This is a genomic window from Trinickia violacea, from assembly GCF_005280735.1.
Lineage (GTDB): Bacteria > Pseudomonadota > Gammaproteobacteria > Burkholderiales > Burkholderiaceae > Trinickia_A > Trinickia_A violacea.
This window is the reverse complement of record NZ_CP040078.1, coordinates 960,884-977,460: the sequence shown is the minus strand read 5'-3', so window position 1 is coordinate 977,460 and position 16,577 is coordinate 960,884. Positions and strand designations below refer to the sequence as shown.

Genomic DNA, 16,577 nt, shown 5'->3' with positions numbered 1-16,577 from the left:
AGACTGCAAGTCATCCCCACCACCTGCCAGGAGACGCACCGTGTCCCTGAACAACGACGCAACCTTTTGGCACAACGCCAAACAGCACCTCATCCGGTACGGCGGCACGTTCGAGCCGATGATCATCGAGCGCGCCCGGGGCAGCTTCGTCTACGACGCGGATGGCCGCACGATCCTCGATTTCACCTCGGGGCAGATGAGCGCGGTGCTCGGGCACAGCCACCCCGAAATCGTGTCGGTCATCAGCGAATACGCGGGCAAGCTGGACCACCTCTTCAGCGGGATGCTCTCGCGGCCCGTGGTCGATCTGGCGACGCGCTTGGCCGACATCACGCCTGACGGGCTCGACCGCGCGCTGTTGCTCAGTACCGGCGCGGAGTCGAACGAAGCCGCCATTCGCATGGCGAAGCTCGTCACCGGCAAATACGAAATCGTCGGTTTTGCCCAGTCCTGGCACGGCATGACGGGTGCGGCGGCGTCCGCGACCTATAGCGCCGGACGCAAGGGTGTCGGCCCCGCGGCTGTCGGTTCGTTCGCGATCCCTGCCCCGTTCCTGTACCGGCCACGGTTCGAGCGCAATGGCGAATACGACTATCTGGCGGAGCTGGACTATGCGTTCGATCTCATCGATCGCCAGTCAAGCGGCAACCTCGCAGCGTTCATCGCGGAGCCGATCCTCAGCTCAGGCGGGATCATCGAACTGCCGCCAGGCTACATGGCCGCGCTCAAGCGCAAATGCGAGGAGCGCGGCATGCTGTTGATCCTCGACGAAGCGCAGACCGGCGTCGGGCGCACCGGCACGATGTTCGCGTGCCAGCGCGACGGCGTCACGCCCGACATGCTCACGCTGTCGAAGACACTCGGCGCCGGCTTGCCGCTCGCGGCCCTCGTGACTTCCGCGCAGATCGAGGAACGGGCTCATGAACTCGGCTATCTGTTTTACACGACCCACGTGTCCGATCCGCTTCCTGCCGCCGTCGGTTTGCGTGTGCTGGATGTCGTGGAGCGCGAGGGGCTGGTGGCGCGCGCGAACGTGATGGGCGAGCGGCTCAAGCACGGTTTGCTGGATTTGATGGAGCGCTTCGAGTGCATCGGCGACGTTCGCGGACGCGGGTTGCTGCTGGGCGTGGAGATCGTCAAGGATCGCCGCACGAAGGAGCCGGCGGATGGGCTGGGCGCGAAGATTACCCGCGAATGCATGAATCTGGGGCTCAGCATGAATATCGTGCAGTTGCCCGGGATGGGCGGAGTGTTCCGGATTGCGCCGCCGTTGAACGTGCGCGAGGAGGAGATCGATCTGGGGCTTGAGTTGCTTGGGCAGGCGATTCAACGGTCCTTGTAGGCGCTAGTTGGCGGGTGAGCGCATGCGCATCGATGGCTATGTCGAGATCAGCGCGGTTTGCGTGGATGACGAGTATCGCGGCAAGGGCCTTGCAGGTCGGCTGATCAATATCCTGCGCAGGGATATCGAGGCTCGCGGCGATACGCCGTTCCTGCATGTCATCAGCGGCAATCAAGCCGCGATCGGATTGTACGAACGCCTCGGGTTCGAACTGAGGCAGGCTTTTCGCCTCAACATCGTCAAGCGCGCGGATAGCAGCCGCTAGCCGCTTACTTGACCGCGAGCGCGTCACTCACCAGTTGGCTCCAGTACGACGAGCAGGCTTGGAACAATCAAGTGAGCGCCGTGAGGCTCATTCACTGGTCGCAATGCATATCCTGCCTTCGCACAACGACCATCACCGGGTAAGTCCCCTGGTCGAGCTCCACTCGGGCGACCACGACCATCGTCGCGCTGTCGCTGTCGTCGTACACGCTGGCTTGTTCATGCCGAAGGTTCGTGACACCGGTACACGCGGACGCGCGCCCCTCGTCGGAGATCTTGCATTGGATTTGGTTGTCTGCGAGGTAGCGATATTTGTCTCTGTCGGGAGTCGCCAGGTATTCGCGCATGCTCTGGGCTGACCCGCCGACGCCGGTGACATACCCGAGTGCGCACTCCTGTTTGGGCGCATCGCCGGCGGCGCCGGATGTTTGGGCTATCGCAGCGGCGCTTGCGGCCACGATGAGCGCCGCAACGATCGATGCAAAAATGTATTTCATCGCGTGAGTCCTGGTTGTCGAATCGATGTGGTGGATTGTAGTGGCATCCTGCAAAACGGCCGATCGGAAAACACAAGTCGCGCTCGGCCAGACGTCTACTTTCCTGCCGTCCACAATCATCGTGGCCTAAGCCTTGGGGCGCTGTCTTTCATGTTGCATTCGGCCCATTCGCGAACTGCAGTTGCGAAGAGTTGCAGTGCAGTCGGGGGATGGCGATTCGCGGGGTAATAGAGGCAGAGCCCGGGAATCGACGGACTCCAGTCCGCGAGCAAGTGGACGAGTCGCCCCGACGCCACGTGCTCGGCCGCAAGATAATCCGGAACCCACGCGACGCCTATCCCATTGAGCGCGGCTTCAATCATTAGATTGACGTTGCCAAGCGTCATTGGGCCATCCACGTCGAGGCTTGCACTCTTTCCGCGACGTTCGAGATCCCATCGATACAGCGCGCCGCTCTCGAAGCGAAATCGAATGCATCGGTGTTGCCCGAGATCATGCGGCGCCTGTGGTGCGGGATGCTGCTGCAGATAGCCGGGCGATGCTACGGCCATGAAGCGCATGTCGCCTCCGAAGCGCACAGCGATCATGTCGCGTGGAACGTCCTGCAATACGCGGATGCCCGCATCGAACCCATCAGCGACGATATCGACCAAGCGCGTATCGACGACGATCTCGACATGAATGTCGGTGTACCGCGTCAGGAAGCTGGGCAAGACGTTGCGCACGAGCAGCTTTGCCGCCGATTCCGACGCGCTGATGCGAATCACCCCCGACGGACGATCGCGTGAGGAAGCCGCTTCACTCACGGCGTCCTGCAGGTCGGCGATGGCGGGACCGACACGCCGTAGCAAGCGCTCTCCCGCTTCGGTGAGCGCGACCGAGCGGGTCGTCCGGTTGAAGAGCCGCACCCCGAGGCGCGCTTCGAATGCGCGCATGGCATGACTGAGCGCTGACGGAGACACATCGAGATTGCGCGCGGCTGCACTGAAGCTGCGCTGGTGGGCAATCTCCACGAATACCGTCAATTCCGAGAGGCCAGCTTTCTTCATAGTTGAGCAATGTTCATAAGCTTATGAAATTGTAGACCGATTGTTGAACCTGTCGCAGCAGACTAAGCTTGATTCTCCCAATGCCACAGGCAATCCGACGGAGATAGAGCAATGCAAAAGCGCAAGCTGGGTAACAGTGGACTCGAGGTTTCAGCGATCGGTCTGGGTTGCATGGGCCTCAGCTTCGGGTACGGCCCCGCTGTCGAAAGAGTCGACGGCATCACCCTCATCCGGTCGGCGTTCGAAGCGGGCGTCACGTTCTTCGACACGGCCGAGTGCTACGGTCCGTTCGTCAACGAGGAACTGGTGGGCGAAGCGGTCGCCCCGTTTCGTGATCAGATCGTGATCGCGACGAAGTTCGGCTTTCAGGACGGCGATTCGAAGAAGCCCGTCGACAGCCGCCCCGAACGCATCCGGGCGGTCGCCGAAGCGTCGTTGAAGCGCCTCAAAACCGATCGTATCGATCTGTTCTATCAACATCGCGTCGATCCGAACGTTCCGATCGAAGAAGTTGCGGGAACCGTGAAAGACCTCATCCGGGAAGGCAAGGTCAAACACTTCGGTTTGTCGGAGGCCGGCGCGCAGACGATTCGTCGTGCTCATGCGGTACAGCCGGTCGCTGCGCTGCAAAGCGAATACTCGTTGTGGTGGCGCGAGCCGGAGCAGTCGGTGCTCCCGACGCTCGAAGAGCTCGGTATCGGCTTCGTTCCTTTCAGTCCATTGGGCAAGGGCTTCCTGACCGGCGCGATCAACGCAAGCACCGAGTTCGCCTCGAACGATTTTCGTAACGTCGTGCCTCGCTTTTCCGAAGAGAATCGCAAGGCGAATGCGGCGCTCGTCGACGTGCTCGGACAAATCGCGGACGCAAAAAGCGTAACGCGAGCGCAGATCGCACTCGCGTGGCTGCTCGCGCAAAAGCAGTGGATCGTGCCGATACCGGGCACCACGAAGCTGCACCGGTTGAAAGAGAACGTGGGGGCCGCAGCCGTGGAGCTGTCCGCGGACGATCTGACGGCGATCGAATCAGCCTTGCGCGACATCCAGATAGTCGGAGAGCGCTATCCGGCCCACATTCAGCAACGCGTTGACCGCTAGTGCCGAGCAATCCAAGAGACAGGAAATAGATATGCAACACGTGACGCTCAACAATGGCATCGAAATGCCTGTCCTCGGCTTCGGCGTCTTCCAGATACGCGACAGCGACGAATGCGAGCGGTGCGTGATCGACGCGATCGACGCCGGCTACCGCCACATCGACACTGCCGCGTCTTATATGAACGAAGAGGCGGTCGGCAAAGGCATCAAGAAGAGCGGCGTCGCGAGGGACGCGCTCTTCGTTACCACCAAGCTCTGGGTGCAAGACGCTGGCTACGAGCGCACTCAGCAAGCGATCGACACTTCACTGCGCCGCCTGCAGCTCGACTATGTCGACCTCTACCTGATCCATCAGCCCTACAACGATGTACATGGCGCTTGGCGCGCGATGGAAAATGCCCTTCGCCAAGGCAAGGTCCGTGCGATTGGCGTGAGCAACTTCTACCCTGATCGCCTAATGGACATCAAGGCGTTCAATGAAATTGCGCCAGCCGTCAATCAGGTGGAAGTCAACCCGTTTCATCAGCAGGTCGAAAGCGCCGATTTCATGAAGAGCATCGGCGTTCAGTGCGTGGCGTGGGCGCCCTTTGCCGAGGGCAAGAACAATCTCTTCCATAACGACATCCTGCAGCAAATCGCCGTGAAGCACGGGAAATCCGTCGGCCAGGTGGTTCTGCGCTGGCTGGTTCAGCGCGGGATCGTCGCCCTGGCGAAGTCTGTGCGCAAGGAAAGAATGGTTGAGAACCTAGACGTTTTTGACTTTCAGCTCGACGAGTCGGATTTCGCTCTGATTGCCGGATTGGATACACGGGAAAGCAGCTTCTTCTCGCATCAAGATCCGGGAATCGTCAAATGGATGAGTGAGAGGAAACTGGAGGGGTGAGACCTCAACCGAGGCAGTCGCTGCAATGACAAGCGACAACCGATAAGCTCGGGCCGGGTAAATTCACGGAGAGCTTCCCGCACTGGCACTTGGCATCCTTCGTAGACTCCTTTGCTTCTTCGCATTACAGCAGGACCCGATCGAAAGTTACGGGTGAGCGTTAGATATTAAAAGATCAACTTGCGTGTCGCGTTTGTTCTGACTTAGGATGCGCAAAATCCCAGCAGCTGGACCGAAACGTTCCGATGTAAATCCATTTTCCGATGCATCGCCTTTGCCACCACCGCCCTCATAGGTGCGGCTGTATATGCACGGACAACGGATTTGATCAATGGCCACGGGTGCAAGCGCACCCCCATCTTCGCTCGCTCGCCCCGAGCCGCGCACCACACTTCCCGCTGCAGGCCGCTATAGGCGTCTGCCCGCTAACAACCGTATCAAACGCGGTCGAGGCGACTGATGCTCGATAACGACGTGTTGATAAACCTGTCTGCCGAGCTTCATAGAACCTACGATTGCCATACTGCGATTCTTTACGGTTCGCGCGCACGCGACGATTGGGACGCGACGAGTGACATCGACGTGATTGCGTTTCGCGATGCTGGAGGTCGTCAGCGCGTCGCATCGCTGTGGAACGGCCTGTACCTCGATATGTTCATTCACGCCACAAATGACGAGGCTGAACCTGACTGGATTCGGATTCATGGGGGCCGAGTCCTGTTCCAGCGAGACGCATTCGGAGATCAAGTGCTTACGGAAGTGAGTGCTCGATTTCATGCTGGGCCAGAACAGCTATCCGAAAGTGAAATTGCGATTCGGAGGGCTTGGGCAGAGAAGATGCTAAGGCGGGCCGGAAAAGGCGATACCGAAGGCGACTACCGACGTCATTGGCTGTTGTTCTCGCTGCTTGAAGATTACTTCGCCGTGCGTGGTCAGTGGTATTTGGGCCCAAAGCAAGCCCTTCGTGCCATGGAAGGCGTGAGCGAGAAACACTGCGAGGTATTCAAAAGCGCGCTCAGACCCGAGGCGAGCCTCGAAGCGATCGAAGAAGCGGTCGCGGCGACATTTGAACTGTATGCGGTCTTTTAACAACGCCTCCCTTAGGTCACTGGACGCGAGGGCGGAGTTCCATTGTTAAGAAGTTGACGATCTCGCCGTCTTGATTTGTCTTTACACCGGTGGCGATGTCAACAAAGCCGCACTTTCGGTAGCACGAGGTGGCTCTCAGGTTGTTCATCCTCACGTTCAACCGTATTGCGATTTGAGGCTTCAGCTGGAACACCTGCTTCACTAAAGTTTCGATGGCGCGTTGGCCGCCTGCTTGCTGACCACGAGTCCGAACGTACGGGACGCGTATCTTGGTCGCGCGACCGTGAGTACCTGGGCTTTCCGCAAGTCCCGGCCCCCTCGACCCAAGGAGACACGTATGATTACAGCCATCGTCCTCTACGACCTGCCGCCCGGCATTGGCCTCGAGGAGTGCCGCGTCCACTTCACGAAGATTGCACCGGATTTCCTCAGGATTCCGGGCTTCCTACGCAAGCAGTTCATCTGTGCCCGTGACGGCAAGGTCGCGGGCGGCGTCTACATGTGGGAAAGCCAGGAGTCCGCCGAACGCTTCTATTCCGGCGAATGGCTCGCCGGAATCCGCGCCCGCTACGGCACAGAGCCGACAATCAGCTATTTCGAGACCGTGGCACTGACCGACAAGGCGAGCGGCCAGGCGGGCGGACTCGACTGAACGGCGTCGGGGACCGGCCATGCGGAGTGCACCTGGATAGTCATTCGTATCCAGGCACCGCAAACCCCGACGACCCACGGGGGCCACGACGCGAGATTTAGCACACCGCAAGGAGACTTGTTCGTAACGGATGGTCTAGTCGAACGCGGCCGCATTGCGACGATCGCCGACGACGGGCGATGTCCGTTGTATTCCACCCGATGCCGGCGAAAGTCAGATGGATCTGACAAAAAAATGCCGCTGGCGATCAAGGCAACCGTAGACGGTTACCCGTATCTCGACCAGGTCCAGCTCCATGCGAACTTTGCGGCCGACGTACCTGCCGCCGAAGCGAAGCTCATATCGATCTCGCAGGTGATACCGGCGGCTAGTGGAAAATCCCGCATTGGTTTTGTCCGCCTTTTCATGGGAAGACGTCTATACAGAGAAAGAGACTCATCCCGAGCAGTCTGCTGGCGGCGTCGTATCTTTGAGGAGTTGCCATGCTCACTTCGAAGGATCGGCCGGTCTACTTCGCATCAATGCAGGTACTCACGGCAGCAGTACTTTTGTACGCCGCCGTGGGCGGTGCTTATGCGTCGAGCCATCGTGAAGCGCCGCTGATTACGACGATGCCGAAGGTAGATGGCACCGACTTCTACATGTTCAATAGCTATGAACCGAACCGACGCGGCTATGTGACGTTGATCGCCAACTACTCGCCTTTGGAGGATGCGTACGGCGGCCCGAATTACTTCGCCCTCGACCCTGACGCACTGTACGAAATTCATATCGACAACGTCGGCGATGCCAGAGCGCATCTCACGTTTCAGTTTCGTTTCAAGAATACGGTGGGCAATATCGCGCTGAATGTCGGCGGCAAGCAGGTGCCGATTCCTCTTGTTCAGGCGGGCCCGGTGTCGGCGGGCGATTCATCGAAGCTGAACGTCAACGAAACGTACACGCTTAACGTATTGCGTGGCACCGGTCACGACCATTCTGGGGAAGCGGTCACAGGCCCGGGCGGTATTACAACGTTCACCAAACCAACGGACTTCATAGGGACCAAGACGTTCGGCAGCGCTAGCGATTACGCCCGCTACGCGCGGCAATATATTTACACGATCAACATTCCCGGGTGCGGATCTCCGGGGCGCGTTTTTGTGGGCCAGCGAAAGGAGTCGTTTGCGGTGGCGCTCGGCAAGACGTTCGACTTGCTCAACCTCAATCCGCTTGGGCCACGAAACGGTAATTCGAATGATTTGGCCGACAAGAACATCACGTCTATCGCGCTCGAAGTGCCGACCGCATGTCTGATGGGCGGGAGCGGCTCCCCGGTCATTGGAGGCTGGACGACGTCAAGCGTTCGCCAGGAGAAGCTGCTTGCTTTAAATCCAGGTAGCGCAAACAGCACGCCAGAAAAATCAGAGGGGGGGTGGATACAAGTTTCCCGACTCGGGATGCCACTGGTCAACGAACTCGTGATTGGTCTGAAGGACAAGGACAAATTCAACAATTCGACGCCCGCGAACGACGCGCAGTTTGCCGAATATGTGACGAATCCCACACTTCCAGCACTGATCGAGAGCCTGTTCCCCGCGGCGAAAGCGCCGACAAACTTTCCGCGCGTCGATCTGGTTTTTACGTTCCTCACAGGATTTCAGGGGCTCAACCAGCTAAGTACGGTCACAGCGTCTGAAATGTTGCGCTTGAATACGTCTATTCCGCCCACACCCAAAGGCAGTCAGAGGAATCTGGGCGTCCTGGTTGGAGACAACGCGGGCTTCCCAAACGGACGGCGACCCGGGGACGACGTCGTCACGGCGTCACTCAGGGTGGTGATAGGCGTCCTGTGCACATTCAACAATCCGAAAATCTTTGGCTGCTCGCCGGCCGACGCGCCAGCCGGAGCGGCGCCGCTGACAGACGGCGCAGCAATCGACGACAGCGTATTCGATAATTCATTTCCTTATCTGACGACGCCGATCCCTGGTGCGACCAATTGATGATCGGGTTAGCGCAATCAGTATGAGTTGCACCGGATCACAGTGCATCGGCGTTGAACTTGGCGACTTTCCGTTCGCAAGAGCCGACGTGGCCCGAATAATATCAAGCACCCCCAAGGTGCAGCGAGCCTATCGTTTGAACCGAACCCCGGTCGCTGGAAGGGTTACCCGCGTGCAACGCGTACTGTGCGGAGCATGTCTCTTCGCCGGGTTCGCGGGTGCCTTGGCGGACGCCGCCCCGGTACGGCCGCAAGAGGACTCACAGGTGCTCGAAACGCTCCCGCCCCGTGCGCACGATGCGCTTAATTCGACCATCGCGAGCCTGCAGGCAGCACTGGCCGCGGACGGCCACAGTTTCGACCTTGCGGCCGAACTCGCGAAGCGCCACTTGGAGCGCTTTCGGCGCGATCAAGACCCGCGCGACCTGGGGCAGGCCGAGGCCGCAATCGAACCGTGGCTGCGACAGCCAAACCCGCCGCCGCGCGCATTGGTGTTGCGCGCCCGCGTTCGGCAAAGCAATCATCTCTTCGCGAGCGCGCTCGACGATCTCGAACACTCAATTCGCGCCCAGCCCGACAATCCGGACGCCTGGCTGATACGTGCGAGTATCCTCCAAGTTCAAGGCCACTATTTGGAGGCCAAGCAGAGTTGCGGTCGGCTCATATTGACGAATACCGTCATCGCCGGGATATGCCTCGCCAATGTAGCGTCGGTCAGCGGCATGGCCGACCAGGCTTATCTCCTTCTGCAACGTCTCGCCGCGCAGATAGCGCCGAAGGATTCGCTCTACCCGTGGCTGCTGGTAAGTCAAGCCGAAACCGCGGTCTGGACGGGCAGGCAGACGGATGCCGAAAAGTTCTTTCGCAACGCACTCGCCGCCAATCCGCGCGACGCGTACCTGAGAGCGGCGTGGGCTGACTTTCTGCTCGACCAGAATCGGCCAAGGGAGGTCCTCGCCCTCTTGGCGGGCGACATCCGCAACGACAACCTGCTCCTTCGTCTAGCGCTCGCAGAGAAACAGGCAGGGCTGAATGCCGATTTGGCGCGTCATGTCGATGACTTGGGCAGCCGATTCGCGGCGTCTGCCGAGCGGGGTGATCGCGTGCACATGCGCGAGGAAGCCATTTTTAATCTGAAACTACTTAACGACCCGGAAAAAGCGCTCAACCTGGCCGAGGCCAATTGGCAGGTGCAAAAGGAGGTAGCGGATTGCCGGATTTTGATGGAGGCCGCGATCGCCGCCCGACAGCCTGCCCGTGCCGCGCCCGCGATGATATGGCTGAAGACCGCACGATTGCGCACGCCGGCTTTGATGAGACTCGAAGCGCGGCTGGCAAGCTTTTTCCTTGAGGCCGACCTCGCGCTGCAGGCGACGCGCAGCGTCTCATCCGCATGAAACGGTATGCGTCCGCGTGGCTTGCTCTCCTCATGCTGTGCTGGGCCGCCGCAGTGGACGCGCACAAGCCCAGTGACAGTTACTTGACGCTAATCGTCGGCGACAAAACGATTACCGGCCGATGGGATATCGCGCTTCGCGACCTGGATAACCCGCTCGTTCTCGATGCCGACGGGGACGGCGCGCTAACGTGGGGCGAGGTTCGGATCCGCGAGGCGGACATCAAGTCGTACGCTTTCACGCGGATCAAGATTACGGGTGACGGGCGAGCGTGCGTGATTCATCCGGGCGACATGCTGATCGACCGCCATAGCGACGGCGCGTATGCGGTTCTGGAATTCAAGGCGGACTGTCCAGTTCGACCGACTCGGCTCGGGATCGACTATCGTTTATTTGCCGACCTGGACACGCTGCACAAAGGCCTCGTGCACGTTGTGAGCAACGGCGCGACGACCACGGCCATTCTTGGTCTTGATCATCCGACGGAGATCGTGGATGCACGCGGGAAGGGGTTAGGGCGCATTTTCATCGACTTCGTCGTGGAGGGCATCTGGCACATCTGGCGGGGTGTCGACCATGCCCTATTCCTCCTGTCACTGCTGTTGCCGGCCGCCTGTGTACTGCAGGGGGGGAGATGGCACCCTGCCGACTCTCCGGGGGCCGTGACGATCGATGTATTGAAGTTCGTCACCGCGTTCACGGCCGCGCATGCGATCACGCTGTCACTCGCCACGCTTCACGTCGTGGCATTGCCGTCGCGGTGGGTGGAAGTCGCCATTGCCGTGACCATTCTGCTTTCCGCTGTCAACAACATGGTTCCGCTGGTGCGAACGCGCCGTTGGCTGGTCGCGTTTGCTTTTGGCTTGATCCACGGCTTCGGCTTCGCAAGCGTGCTCGCCAGCATGGCCCTCCCCACATTCCATTTGGCGGTAGCGCTTGCCGGCTTCAATATTGGTGTGGAATTAGGACAGATCACGCTGGTACTGCTGCTATTGCCAATTCTGTACATCTATCGCTCCAGTCGTTGGTTTCGCGTAGCTACGTTATACGGCGGATCGACCGCCATCACCGTTTTCGCGACAATGTGGATTTATGAACGAACGACCGGACTGACAGTGCTTGCACTCTAGAAACGAGAACTTCGACGGCCGTGGAGATGGCGGCTTTAGGACAGCAGCAAAGCCCGTTGACTGAGACTGAGCACGAGAAGACCGATTGCTGCGGCCCAACTGCCCGCGACTCGCACAGCAATGGCAATCCAGGTGGGACGTAGCCGCAGTAGGAACGATGTCGCGGCAACCGTGTAGGCGATCAGGATGAAACTCGCGCACACTAAGCCTGTTATGAAAACGCCTGGGCGGATTTGGCCCATGATGACTGCGCCGTTTGCATACCCGTGGCTCAGGCCAAATACGGCGGCCAGGATCAAAATCAGCCATGACGGAAGCCTGAAAGCGGCCGCCACGAGGGAACCCAACAGCACGCCTGAGGCAATGTTGAACAGAAATATCCCGTGTAGATCCGTAATGGCAAGGGCGATGCACGCGCCGGCAGCCAAAGCGGCCGGAAACGCCCAAAGCACGAATTCGCATCGCTTCAGACCGTTCTGTCCCGCGAGAACGCCGAGTGCCAGCATGGGCAACAAATGTTCCGGCGACGTCAGCGGATGCAGCATCCCGGCGTAAAAATCGCCCGCGCCTTGGTATACGGCGTGCGCATTGGCTGACCCGACAAACATCAGCACAATCAGACCGCAAACCGCTGGCCAGGCCACGCGCTGCAACGCACACATGCGTCACGCTCCTCGAATCGCGTACGTGAGGAAATATACTCCGCAGCCGGAAATGAGGGCTCCGCCAGTTCTCAGTGCGAAGCTGCCGGCTTTCCAGCGATTGACAGTGCCAATTAGGATGCCAAGCGCGTGAAGTGTGCCGGTGGCCGCGACAAACCCGATCGCATAGGTCATTGGATTCGCAAATCCAGGCAGTTCCGCGCCGTGCGCGTGTCCATGGCAGATGGCAAAGAGCGCAACCAGCAGACCCGCAATCCAGAGAGGCGGAGTCCAAGCAAGCGCCACCGCCCCACCAAGCAACAGTGCCGAAAGCCCGATGCCGACCTCTATCCCCGGAATCGAGACTCCCAGGCCGCCAAGAACAGCGCCGAAGGCCATGATGAGCGGGAATGTGACCGGGAGCACCCAGATCGCAGGCCTCCCCAACTGTGCCCCCCACAATCCGACTGCAACCATTGCGACAACATGATCCAGGCCGGAAATCGGATGTTTGAATCCGGCCACTAAACCACCGGATATGTCGCCTTGCCCCGTATGCGCGAGTGCGATGACGGGAATGAGAGACCCACACCCGAATATCAACCCCCCATGGAGAGCACGTCGCATGTCGAAAGTCAGCATGATCTTCTCGCGGGCCCACATGACAGGGACCGGACGCCGCACAGAACAGAGGCCAACACTCCGGCCTCATGGATGCATCTGTCGGGCGATTCCCTTCACCTGTCTGGCGATCTTCACTATAGGTCGCTTGCAGTGAGGCGCCAACATCACCCCGAACATTATTGCGTGAGCACACGCACCGATGCCGAGTTGCGCGTTGAGTTGCTGCATCACCTCCGCTCACGCACGAATCAATCGAATCTCAAAGTGACCCTGGCGGACACGCCAACGATGATAGGCAGCAGCGGCCACAAGGGGACATTCGACTTCGCGATGAAAATTGTTGACAACCGAACCGGCTACGCGGCGCAGATTCCAGACAGCAAATCGGCCGCCTGTGGCGGTCGGCGAGATCGGGAACATCGTTAGGTGTCGCACAAGAGACCATCCCTCTGTCCGGATATGATCGAACTCGGCCAGGTGCCTTCGCCCGAGTTCGATCAGAAGCCTAGGTAATTAGGCGAGAATGCTTTGGGACACTGAGAATCGAGACCGTCAAGCTACGCCGGGGGGCACGATGGAAGCCAGTGATGACTCAATGTGCGTTATGAGGGATGCCATTCTCCTGGAGACGATGAGTGAACGACGACATTGAGAACGAGGAGCCATGGGACGTTGCTCTTGCAGAGAAGCTGCCTGGAAAGCGGCCCCCGGAGAGTATCGCCTTCGATCAACCGGCGAAGTAGTTGTGAACCCAGACTTCACGGTCACGTTCTCGATACGCAAGCAGCGCAAACGCGAGGGCACCTGATTGCGGCCACATACGGTATGTCGACACGACCATTCAAATGGTCGACGATGCGCAGCATCAACATCTTATTGGAGCGCACGTGCGCGACAACATGAGAGTTCTTAACGTATCCGAATGCTCGGCATGGTTGAAGAGCAAAGGTTGTCCTGAATCGCCTTATGGAAAAGGCGACTTGGTCGCGACTTCGTATCTACAGTTCGGCATTCCGAAGACAGACGGAACAATCTCTCTCGTGATTGACGCCATTCGCAATTGCTTGCGATCACCGAAAACCTGCCTATTTCAAATGGCGGACTGGTCGCGGTATGCGGAGTTCGAAAATGCCATGTTGATTGATCTGGAATCGAAATGCCCCCCTGACCGGCCAACATTCGCTGCGGTCGGAATATTGTTCGAACCTTGCGAAGCGGACGAGATGTTTGGGTGTTGCTCCAGTGTTATTAATTGTGGCATGAGCGCATATTTATTTGCAGCAGGGATTGCAACCTTCTATCTGTGGGAGGGGGACCGGGTCGATGTCTGGCTGAACACGATCGAGCTATACGATGAAATGGTGCAATGGTTGCGGAACGAAGGGGTCCACATTACGAGCACAGTCAAGTAGTTGCTCCGATGTGCGCAAGCACATGGGACAGAGTTCGGCCAATACCGGTCATAGAGGCGTTCAAATTGCCTTCCCGAAAGCGGCCGGTCGCATATGAACCGGAGTATCGGTTTTAGATCGAGACCCTCGTTTGCCACTTCGTTGCCATGCATCGACCTTGAGACATATTCGAAGACCGCTTTCCTGATGCTCATCGGGTGTGTCTGGGTAAAAAAATAAGGCCACGTTCGCCCGTCCCATACACGGAGTTTGTACATGCTCGCTTAACTTGCCAACCGTGCGAAAAACGGAGCCATCGGGTGCTGTCTCCCGCTCCAGTGTTGCGAGTTTGAAACGAAACTGCGCGTGATTGGTCAAGCGACCATCATAAACACCGACCTACCCTGTATTGGCACGGGTTCTGCTCTCATACCCCACGCCTGCGAACGTACGCACGTTCGCTCGATAAACAAGAACGAGGTATAAGGGTCCGCGATGACAAAAAAAACGGGAAGGCGTGGGGCGTGGCCGCGCCCGACTTCGACGCCAGCGAGGTGGCTTGTTTACCGTTTTCGGCGCCACGTCCTGGTTATGGGAGTGAGCCTGGCACTCGGTACATTCGCGGGCCACGCCAGCGCCCAATCGATCGCGCCGGGAACGCCTCCGGCAACGCAGCCGACAACACCATCCTCCGCTTCGAACATCAAGCCAAAGGACATCGTCGATGGCGCACCGTTGTCGCCATCGAGCGCGCCATCCGGCAATGGCAGTGGATCAGCAAGCGTGCCCCCTTCTCCCGAAGTTGGCGACAAGCGCGCGCTGCAGGAAACGCTTGCCGGCATCGTTACAGACCAGGTGGTGACGCTCATCGGCCAGAACTTCTACGGGTACTTCGTTGCGGCCTGGCGCGAGTTGCCTCTTGCGAGTCGATACAACATCTCGATCCACGAAAAGCCCTCCGCCAGATGGGGAAGTCTTGTGTGGGTTGAGTTCGAGCACCGGCATCTATTCGAGGCATTTCTATCGCCGACTCGAAGCAACATCAAGCTGGCCGCAGAGCGCGCCGCGAACGTGGCGTATCAGAACATGGTGCGAACGGATATTGAACGGCTTTTGTTCCGGGATCAGGATCTCGGCCCCGACGAAATGTGAGGAGACCACAATGAAAAAGCAACCTTCGCTTAGCAGTGCCGTGGCACTAGCATGCGTACTTCAAGTCAGCATGTGCCACGCGACCGGATTGATCTACACACCCGTCAACCCTACGTTCGGCGGGGATCCAAATAACGGGCCCTTTCTGCTCTCGACGGCCAATGCGGTGAATAAACACACGGCGCCGGCAACGAGCGGCCTCGACGGCATCAGCGCGCAAACGCCGTTGCAACAGTTCAACTCGGAACTCGAGCAGGCGATCCTGTCGCGGATCGCGTCGTCGGCGACCGAATCGATCATCGGCCCGAACGGTACCCTTCAGCCGGGAACCATCACGACAGGACAGTTCACGGTCTCGGTCACGAATCTTGGCAACGGTTCTTTGCAGGTGACGACGACCGACACGTCTACCGGACAAAGCACTAGCTTCCAGGTGGGCCAATGAGCCGTTTCGACAACAACAAAGGCCGCATCGCCACAACACTCGCGATCGCGGCGCTGCTGTGCCTGACGGGGTGCGCGGCGCCTGTCCCGGTGTTCGACAACGCGACGCTTTCGCCTACCACGCAACTCACGCGAGATCTGCTTCAATTGCCGCCTCCGAAAGGCAGGGTCGTGACCGCGGTATACGGGTTCCGCGATCAAACCGGGCAATACAAGCCGTCGCCCGACAGCTCGTTTTCGTCCGAGGTGACGCAGGGCGCCGCGTCGATGCTGGTCGATGCGCTGCGCGAATCAGGGTGGTTCATGCCGGTCGAGCGCGAGAATCTCCAGGATCTGCTCACGGAGCGCAAGATCGTCAGGGCACTCGAAACACCTGCCGACAAGGCTAAACCGGTAGAGGCGATCGGCGCGCTGACGCCCGCTAACGTCATCATCGAAGGCGGCATTGTCGCTTACGACACCAATCTGCGCACCGGTGGATTAGGCGTGAACTACCTTGGCATTGGCGGCGCCACGCAATATCGGGTCGATCAAGTCACGATCGCACTCAGGGCGGTCGATATCCGCAACGGCCAGATTCTCAACAGCGTGTCGACCACCAAGACGGTTTACTCGTACGAGTTGACGGCGGGCGTGTTCAAGTTCGTGGGCTACCAGAATCTGCTCCAGGTCGACGCTGGCCTGACTTACACCGAGCCACAGCAGCTGTGCGTGCGCGAAGCCATCGAGGCAGCGGTGATGCATCTGATCGTCCAGGGCATAAGCGCGGGCACGTGGAATCTCAAAGATGCAAAAGACTGGAACAACCCTGTGATTCAGAACTACGCACGCGAGGACACGGCGTATCTGAAGCAGGTTGCCCTTCCTGAATCGCCCCAAGGTGCCGTGAAGACATCAAACGGCGGCGGGTAGTCTGGGCGTACGGAACGCGTCATGAATACGA

18 protein-coding genes are annotated in these 16,577 nt (G+C 59.1%); 14 read left to right on the top strand and 4 right to left on the bottom strand.

Annotated elements, in window-relative coordinates:
* Positions 1-40 precede the first annotated feature (40 nt).
* Positions 41-1,342 carry an aspartate aminotransferase family protein gene (locus FAZ95_RS26475; RefSeq protein WP_137335465.1) on the top strand — a complete coding sequence of 434 codons (1,302 nt, stop codon included), beginning with the start codon at positions 41-43 and terminating at the stop codon, positions 1,340-1,342.
* A gap of 7 nt (positions 1,343-1,349) precedes the next feature.
* Positions 1,350-1,607, top strand: coding sequence for a GNAT family N-acetyltransferase (locus tag FAZ95_RS26470; RefSeq protein ID WP_437437786.1), 258 nt, complete (start codon positions 1,350-1,352; stop codon positions 1,605-1,607).
* A 91-nt stretch (positions 1,608-1,698) separates the two neighbouring features.
* Here the strand turns inward: FAZ95_RS26470 and FAZ95_RS26465 are convergent, their stop codons facing one another.
* Positions 1,699-2,103, bottom strand: a complete 405-nt coding sequence (locus FAZ95_RS26465) for a hypothetical protein (protein WP_137335463.1) — start codon at positions 2,101-2,103, stop codon at positions 1,699-1,701.
* 116 nt (positions 2,104-2,219) lie between these two features.
* A complete protein-coding gene (locus FAZ95_RS26460) occupies positions 2,220-3,152 on the bottom strand; it encodes a LysR family transcriptional regulator (RefSeq protein WP_137335462.1) in 933 nt (310 codons plus the stop codon).
* A 111-nt stretch (positions 3,153-3,263) separates the two neighbouring features.
* Between FAZ95_RS26460 and FAZ95_RS26455 the strand changes: the two genes are divergently transcribed.
* From FAZ95_RS26455 to FAZ95_RS26420, 7 genes are all read left to right on the top strand, one after another.
* On the top strand, positions 3,264-4,247 hold the full coding sequence (locus FAZ95_RS26455) for an aldo/keto reductase (protein ID WP_137335461.1): 984 nt from the start codon (positions 3,264-3,266) through the stop codon (positions 4,245-4,247).
* 31 nt (positions 4,248-4,278) lie between these two features.
* Positions 4,279-5,130 (top strand): aldo/keto reductase, encoded by an 852-nt coding sequence (locus tag FAZ95_RS26450; RefSeq protein WP_137335460.1) that lies wholly within the window; start codon positions 4,279-4,281, stop codon positions 5,128-5,130.
* 459 nt (positions 5,131-5,589) lie between these two features.
* Entirely contained in the window at positions 5,590-6,219 is a 630-nt protein-coding gene (locus FAZ95_RS26440; protein ID WP_137335459.1) for a nucleotidyltransferase domain-containing protein, read from the top strand.
* 337 nt (positions 6,220-6,556) lie between these two features.
* Positions 6,557-6,871 (top strand): YdhR family protein, encoded by a 315-nt coding sequence (locus FAZ95_RS26435; protein WP_137335458.1) that lies wholly within the window; start codon positions 6,557-6,559, stop codon positions 6,869-6,871.
* Positions 6,872-7,353: 482 nt separating this feature from the next.
* Positions 7,354-8,856, top strand: a complete 1,503-nt coding sequence (locus FAZ95_RS26430) for a DUF4331 domain-containing protein (RefSeq protein ID WP_437437785.1) — start codon at positions 7,354-7,356, stop codon at positions 8,854-8,856.
* A 265-nt stretch (positions 8,857-9,121) separates the two neighbouring features.
* Positions 9,122-10,252, top strand: a complete 1,131-nt coding sequence (locus FAZ95_RS26425; RefSeq protein ID WP_137335457.1) for a tetratricopeptide repeat protein — start codon at positions 9,122-9,124, stop codon at positions 10,250-10,252.
* Positions 10,249-11,382, top strand: coding sequence for a HupE/UreJ family protein (locus FAZ95_RS26420; RefSeq protein WP_137335456.1), 1,134 nt, complete (start codon positions 10,249-10,251; stop codon positions 11,380-11,382). Before FAZ95_RS26425 ends, FAZ95_RS26420 begins: the two co-directional genes overlap by 4 nt.
* A 35-nt stretch (positions 11,383-11,417) precedes the next feature.
* Here the strand turns inward: FAZ95_RS26420 and FAZ95_RS26415 are convergent, their stop codons facing one another.
* Both FAZ95_RS26415 and FAZ95_RS26410 read right to left on the bottom strand, forming a co-directional pair.
* Entirely contained in the window at positions 11,418-12,044 is a 627-nt protein-coding gene (locus FAZ95_RS26415; protein WP_137335455.1) for a HupE/UreJ family protein, read from the bottom strand.
* 3 nt (positions 12,045-12,047) lie between these two features.
* On the bottom strand, positions 12,048-12,665 hold the full coding sequence (locus tag FAZ95_RS26410; RefSeq protein ID WP_254700295.1) for a HupE/UreJ family protein: 618 nt from the start codon (positions 12,663-12,665) through the stop codon (positions 12,048-12,050).
* A 165-nt stretch (positions 12,666-12,830) separates the two neighbouring features.
* Here FAZ95_RS26410 and FAZ95_RS26405 point away from each other — a divergent pair, with 165 nt between their 5' ends.
* From FAZ95_RS26405 to FAZ95_RS26385, 5 genes are all read left to right on the top strand, one after another.
* A complete protein-coding gene (locus FAZ95_RS26405) occupies positions 12,831-13,073 on the top strand; it encodes a hypothetical protein (RefSeq protein ID WP_137335454.1) in 243 nt (80 codons plus the stop codon).
* Positions 13,074-13,492: 419 nt separating this feature from the next.
* Positions 13,493-14,059 carry a hypothetical protein gene (locus tag FAZ95_RS26400; protein ID WP_137335453.1) on the top strand — a complete coding sequence of 189 codons (567 nt, stop codon included), beginning with the start codon at positions 13,493-13,495 and terminating at the stop codon, positions 14,057-14,059.
* A 576-nt stretch (positions 14,060-14,635) separates the two neighbouring features.
* Positions 14,636-15,190 carry a curli production assembly/transport protein CsgE gene (locus FAZ95_RS26395; protein WP_175425770.1) on the top strand — a complete coding sequence of 185 codons (555 nt, stop codon included), beginning with the start codon at positions 14,636-14,638 and terminating at the stop codon, positions 15,188-15,190.
* A 10-nt stretch (positions 15,191-15,200) separates the two neighbouring features.
* Positions 15,201-15,635, top strand: coding sequence for a curli assembly protein CsgF (locus FAZ95_RS26390; protein ID WP_137335451.1), 435 nt, complete (start codon positions 15,201-15,203; stop codon positions 15,633-15,635).
* The gene (locus tag FAZ95_RS26385; RefSeq protein ID WP_137335450.1) at positions 15,632-16,546 is read left to right on the top strand and encodes a CsgG/HfaB family protein; all 915 of its coding nucleotides are present in this window, start codon (positions 15,632-15,634) and stop codon (positions 16,544-16,546) included. The genes FAZ95_RS26390 and FAZ95_RS26385 overlap by 4 nt, the downstream gene beginning before the upstream one ends.
* Positions 16,547-16,577: the final 31 nt, after the last annotated feature.

What these genes read in the sequence shown, in the direction of transcription:
- FAZ95_RS26465 (WP_137335463.1), bottom strand. Translation starts at nt 2,103, where the DNA reads ATGAAATACATTTTTGCATCGATCGTTGCGGCGCTCATCGTGGCCGCA.
- FAZ95_RS26460 (WP_137335462.1), bottom strand. Translation starts at nt 3,152, where the DNA reads ATGAAGAAAGCTGGCCTCTCGGAATTGACGGTATTCGTGGAGATTGCC.
- FAZ95_RS26455 (WP_137335461.1), top strand. Translation starts at nt 3,264, where the DNA reads ATGCAAAAGCGCAAGCTGGGTAACAGTGGACTCGAGGTTTCAGCGATC.
- FAZ95_RS26450 (WP_137335460.1), top strand. Translation starts at nt 4,279, where the DNA reads ATGCAACACGTGACGCTCAACAATGGCATCGAAATGCCTGTCCTCGGC.
- FAZ95_RS26440 (WP_137335459.1), top strand. Translation starts at nt 5,590, where the DNA reads ATGCTCGATAACGACGTGTTGATAAACCTGTCTGCCGAGCTTCATAGA.
- FAZ95_RS26435 (WP_137335458.1), top strand. Translation starts at nt 6,557, where the DNA reads ATGATTACAGCCATCGTCCTCTACGACCTGCCGCCCGGCATTGGCCTC.
- FAZ95_RS26430 (WP_437437785.1), top strand. Translation starts at nt 7,354, where the DNA reads ATGCTCACTTCGAAGGATCGGCCGGTCTACTTCGCATCAATGCAGGTA.
- FAZ95_RS26420 (WP_137335456.1), top strand. Translation starts at nt 10,249, where the DNA reads ATGAAACGGTATGCGTCCGCGTGGCTTGCTCTCCTCATGCTGTGCTGG.
- FAZ95_RS26415 (WP_137335455.1), bottom strand. Translation starts at nt 12,044, where the DNA reads ATGTGTGCGTTGCAGCGCGTGGCCTGGCCAGCGGTTTGCGGTCTGATT.
- FAZ95_RS26410 (WP_254700295.1), bottom strand. Translation starts at nt 12,665, where the DNA reads ATGCTGACTTTCGACATGCGACGTGCTCTCCATGGGGGGTTGATATTC.
- FAZ95_RS26400 (WP_137335453.1), top strand. Translation starts at nt 13,493, where the DNA reads ATGGTCGACGATGCGCAGCATCAACATCTTATTGGAGCGCACGTGCGC.
- FAZ95_RS26390 (WP_137335451.1), top strand. Translation starts at nt 15,201, where the DNA reads ATGAAAAAGCAACCTTCGCTTAGCAGTGCCGTGGCACTAGCATGCGTA.
- FAZ95_RS26385 (WP_137335450.1), top strand. Translation starts at nt 15,632, where the DNA reads ATGAGCCGTTTCGACAACAACAAAGGCCGCATCGCCACAACACTCGCG.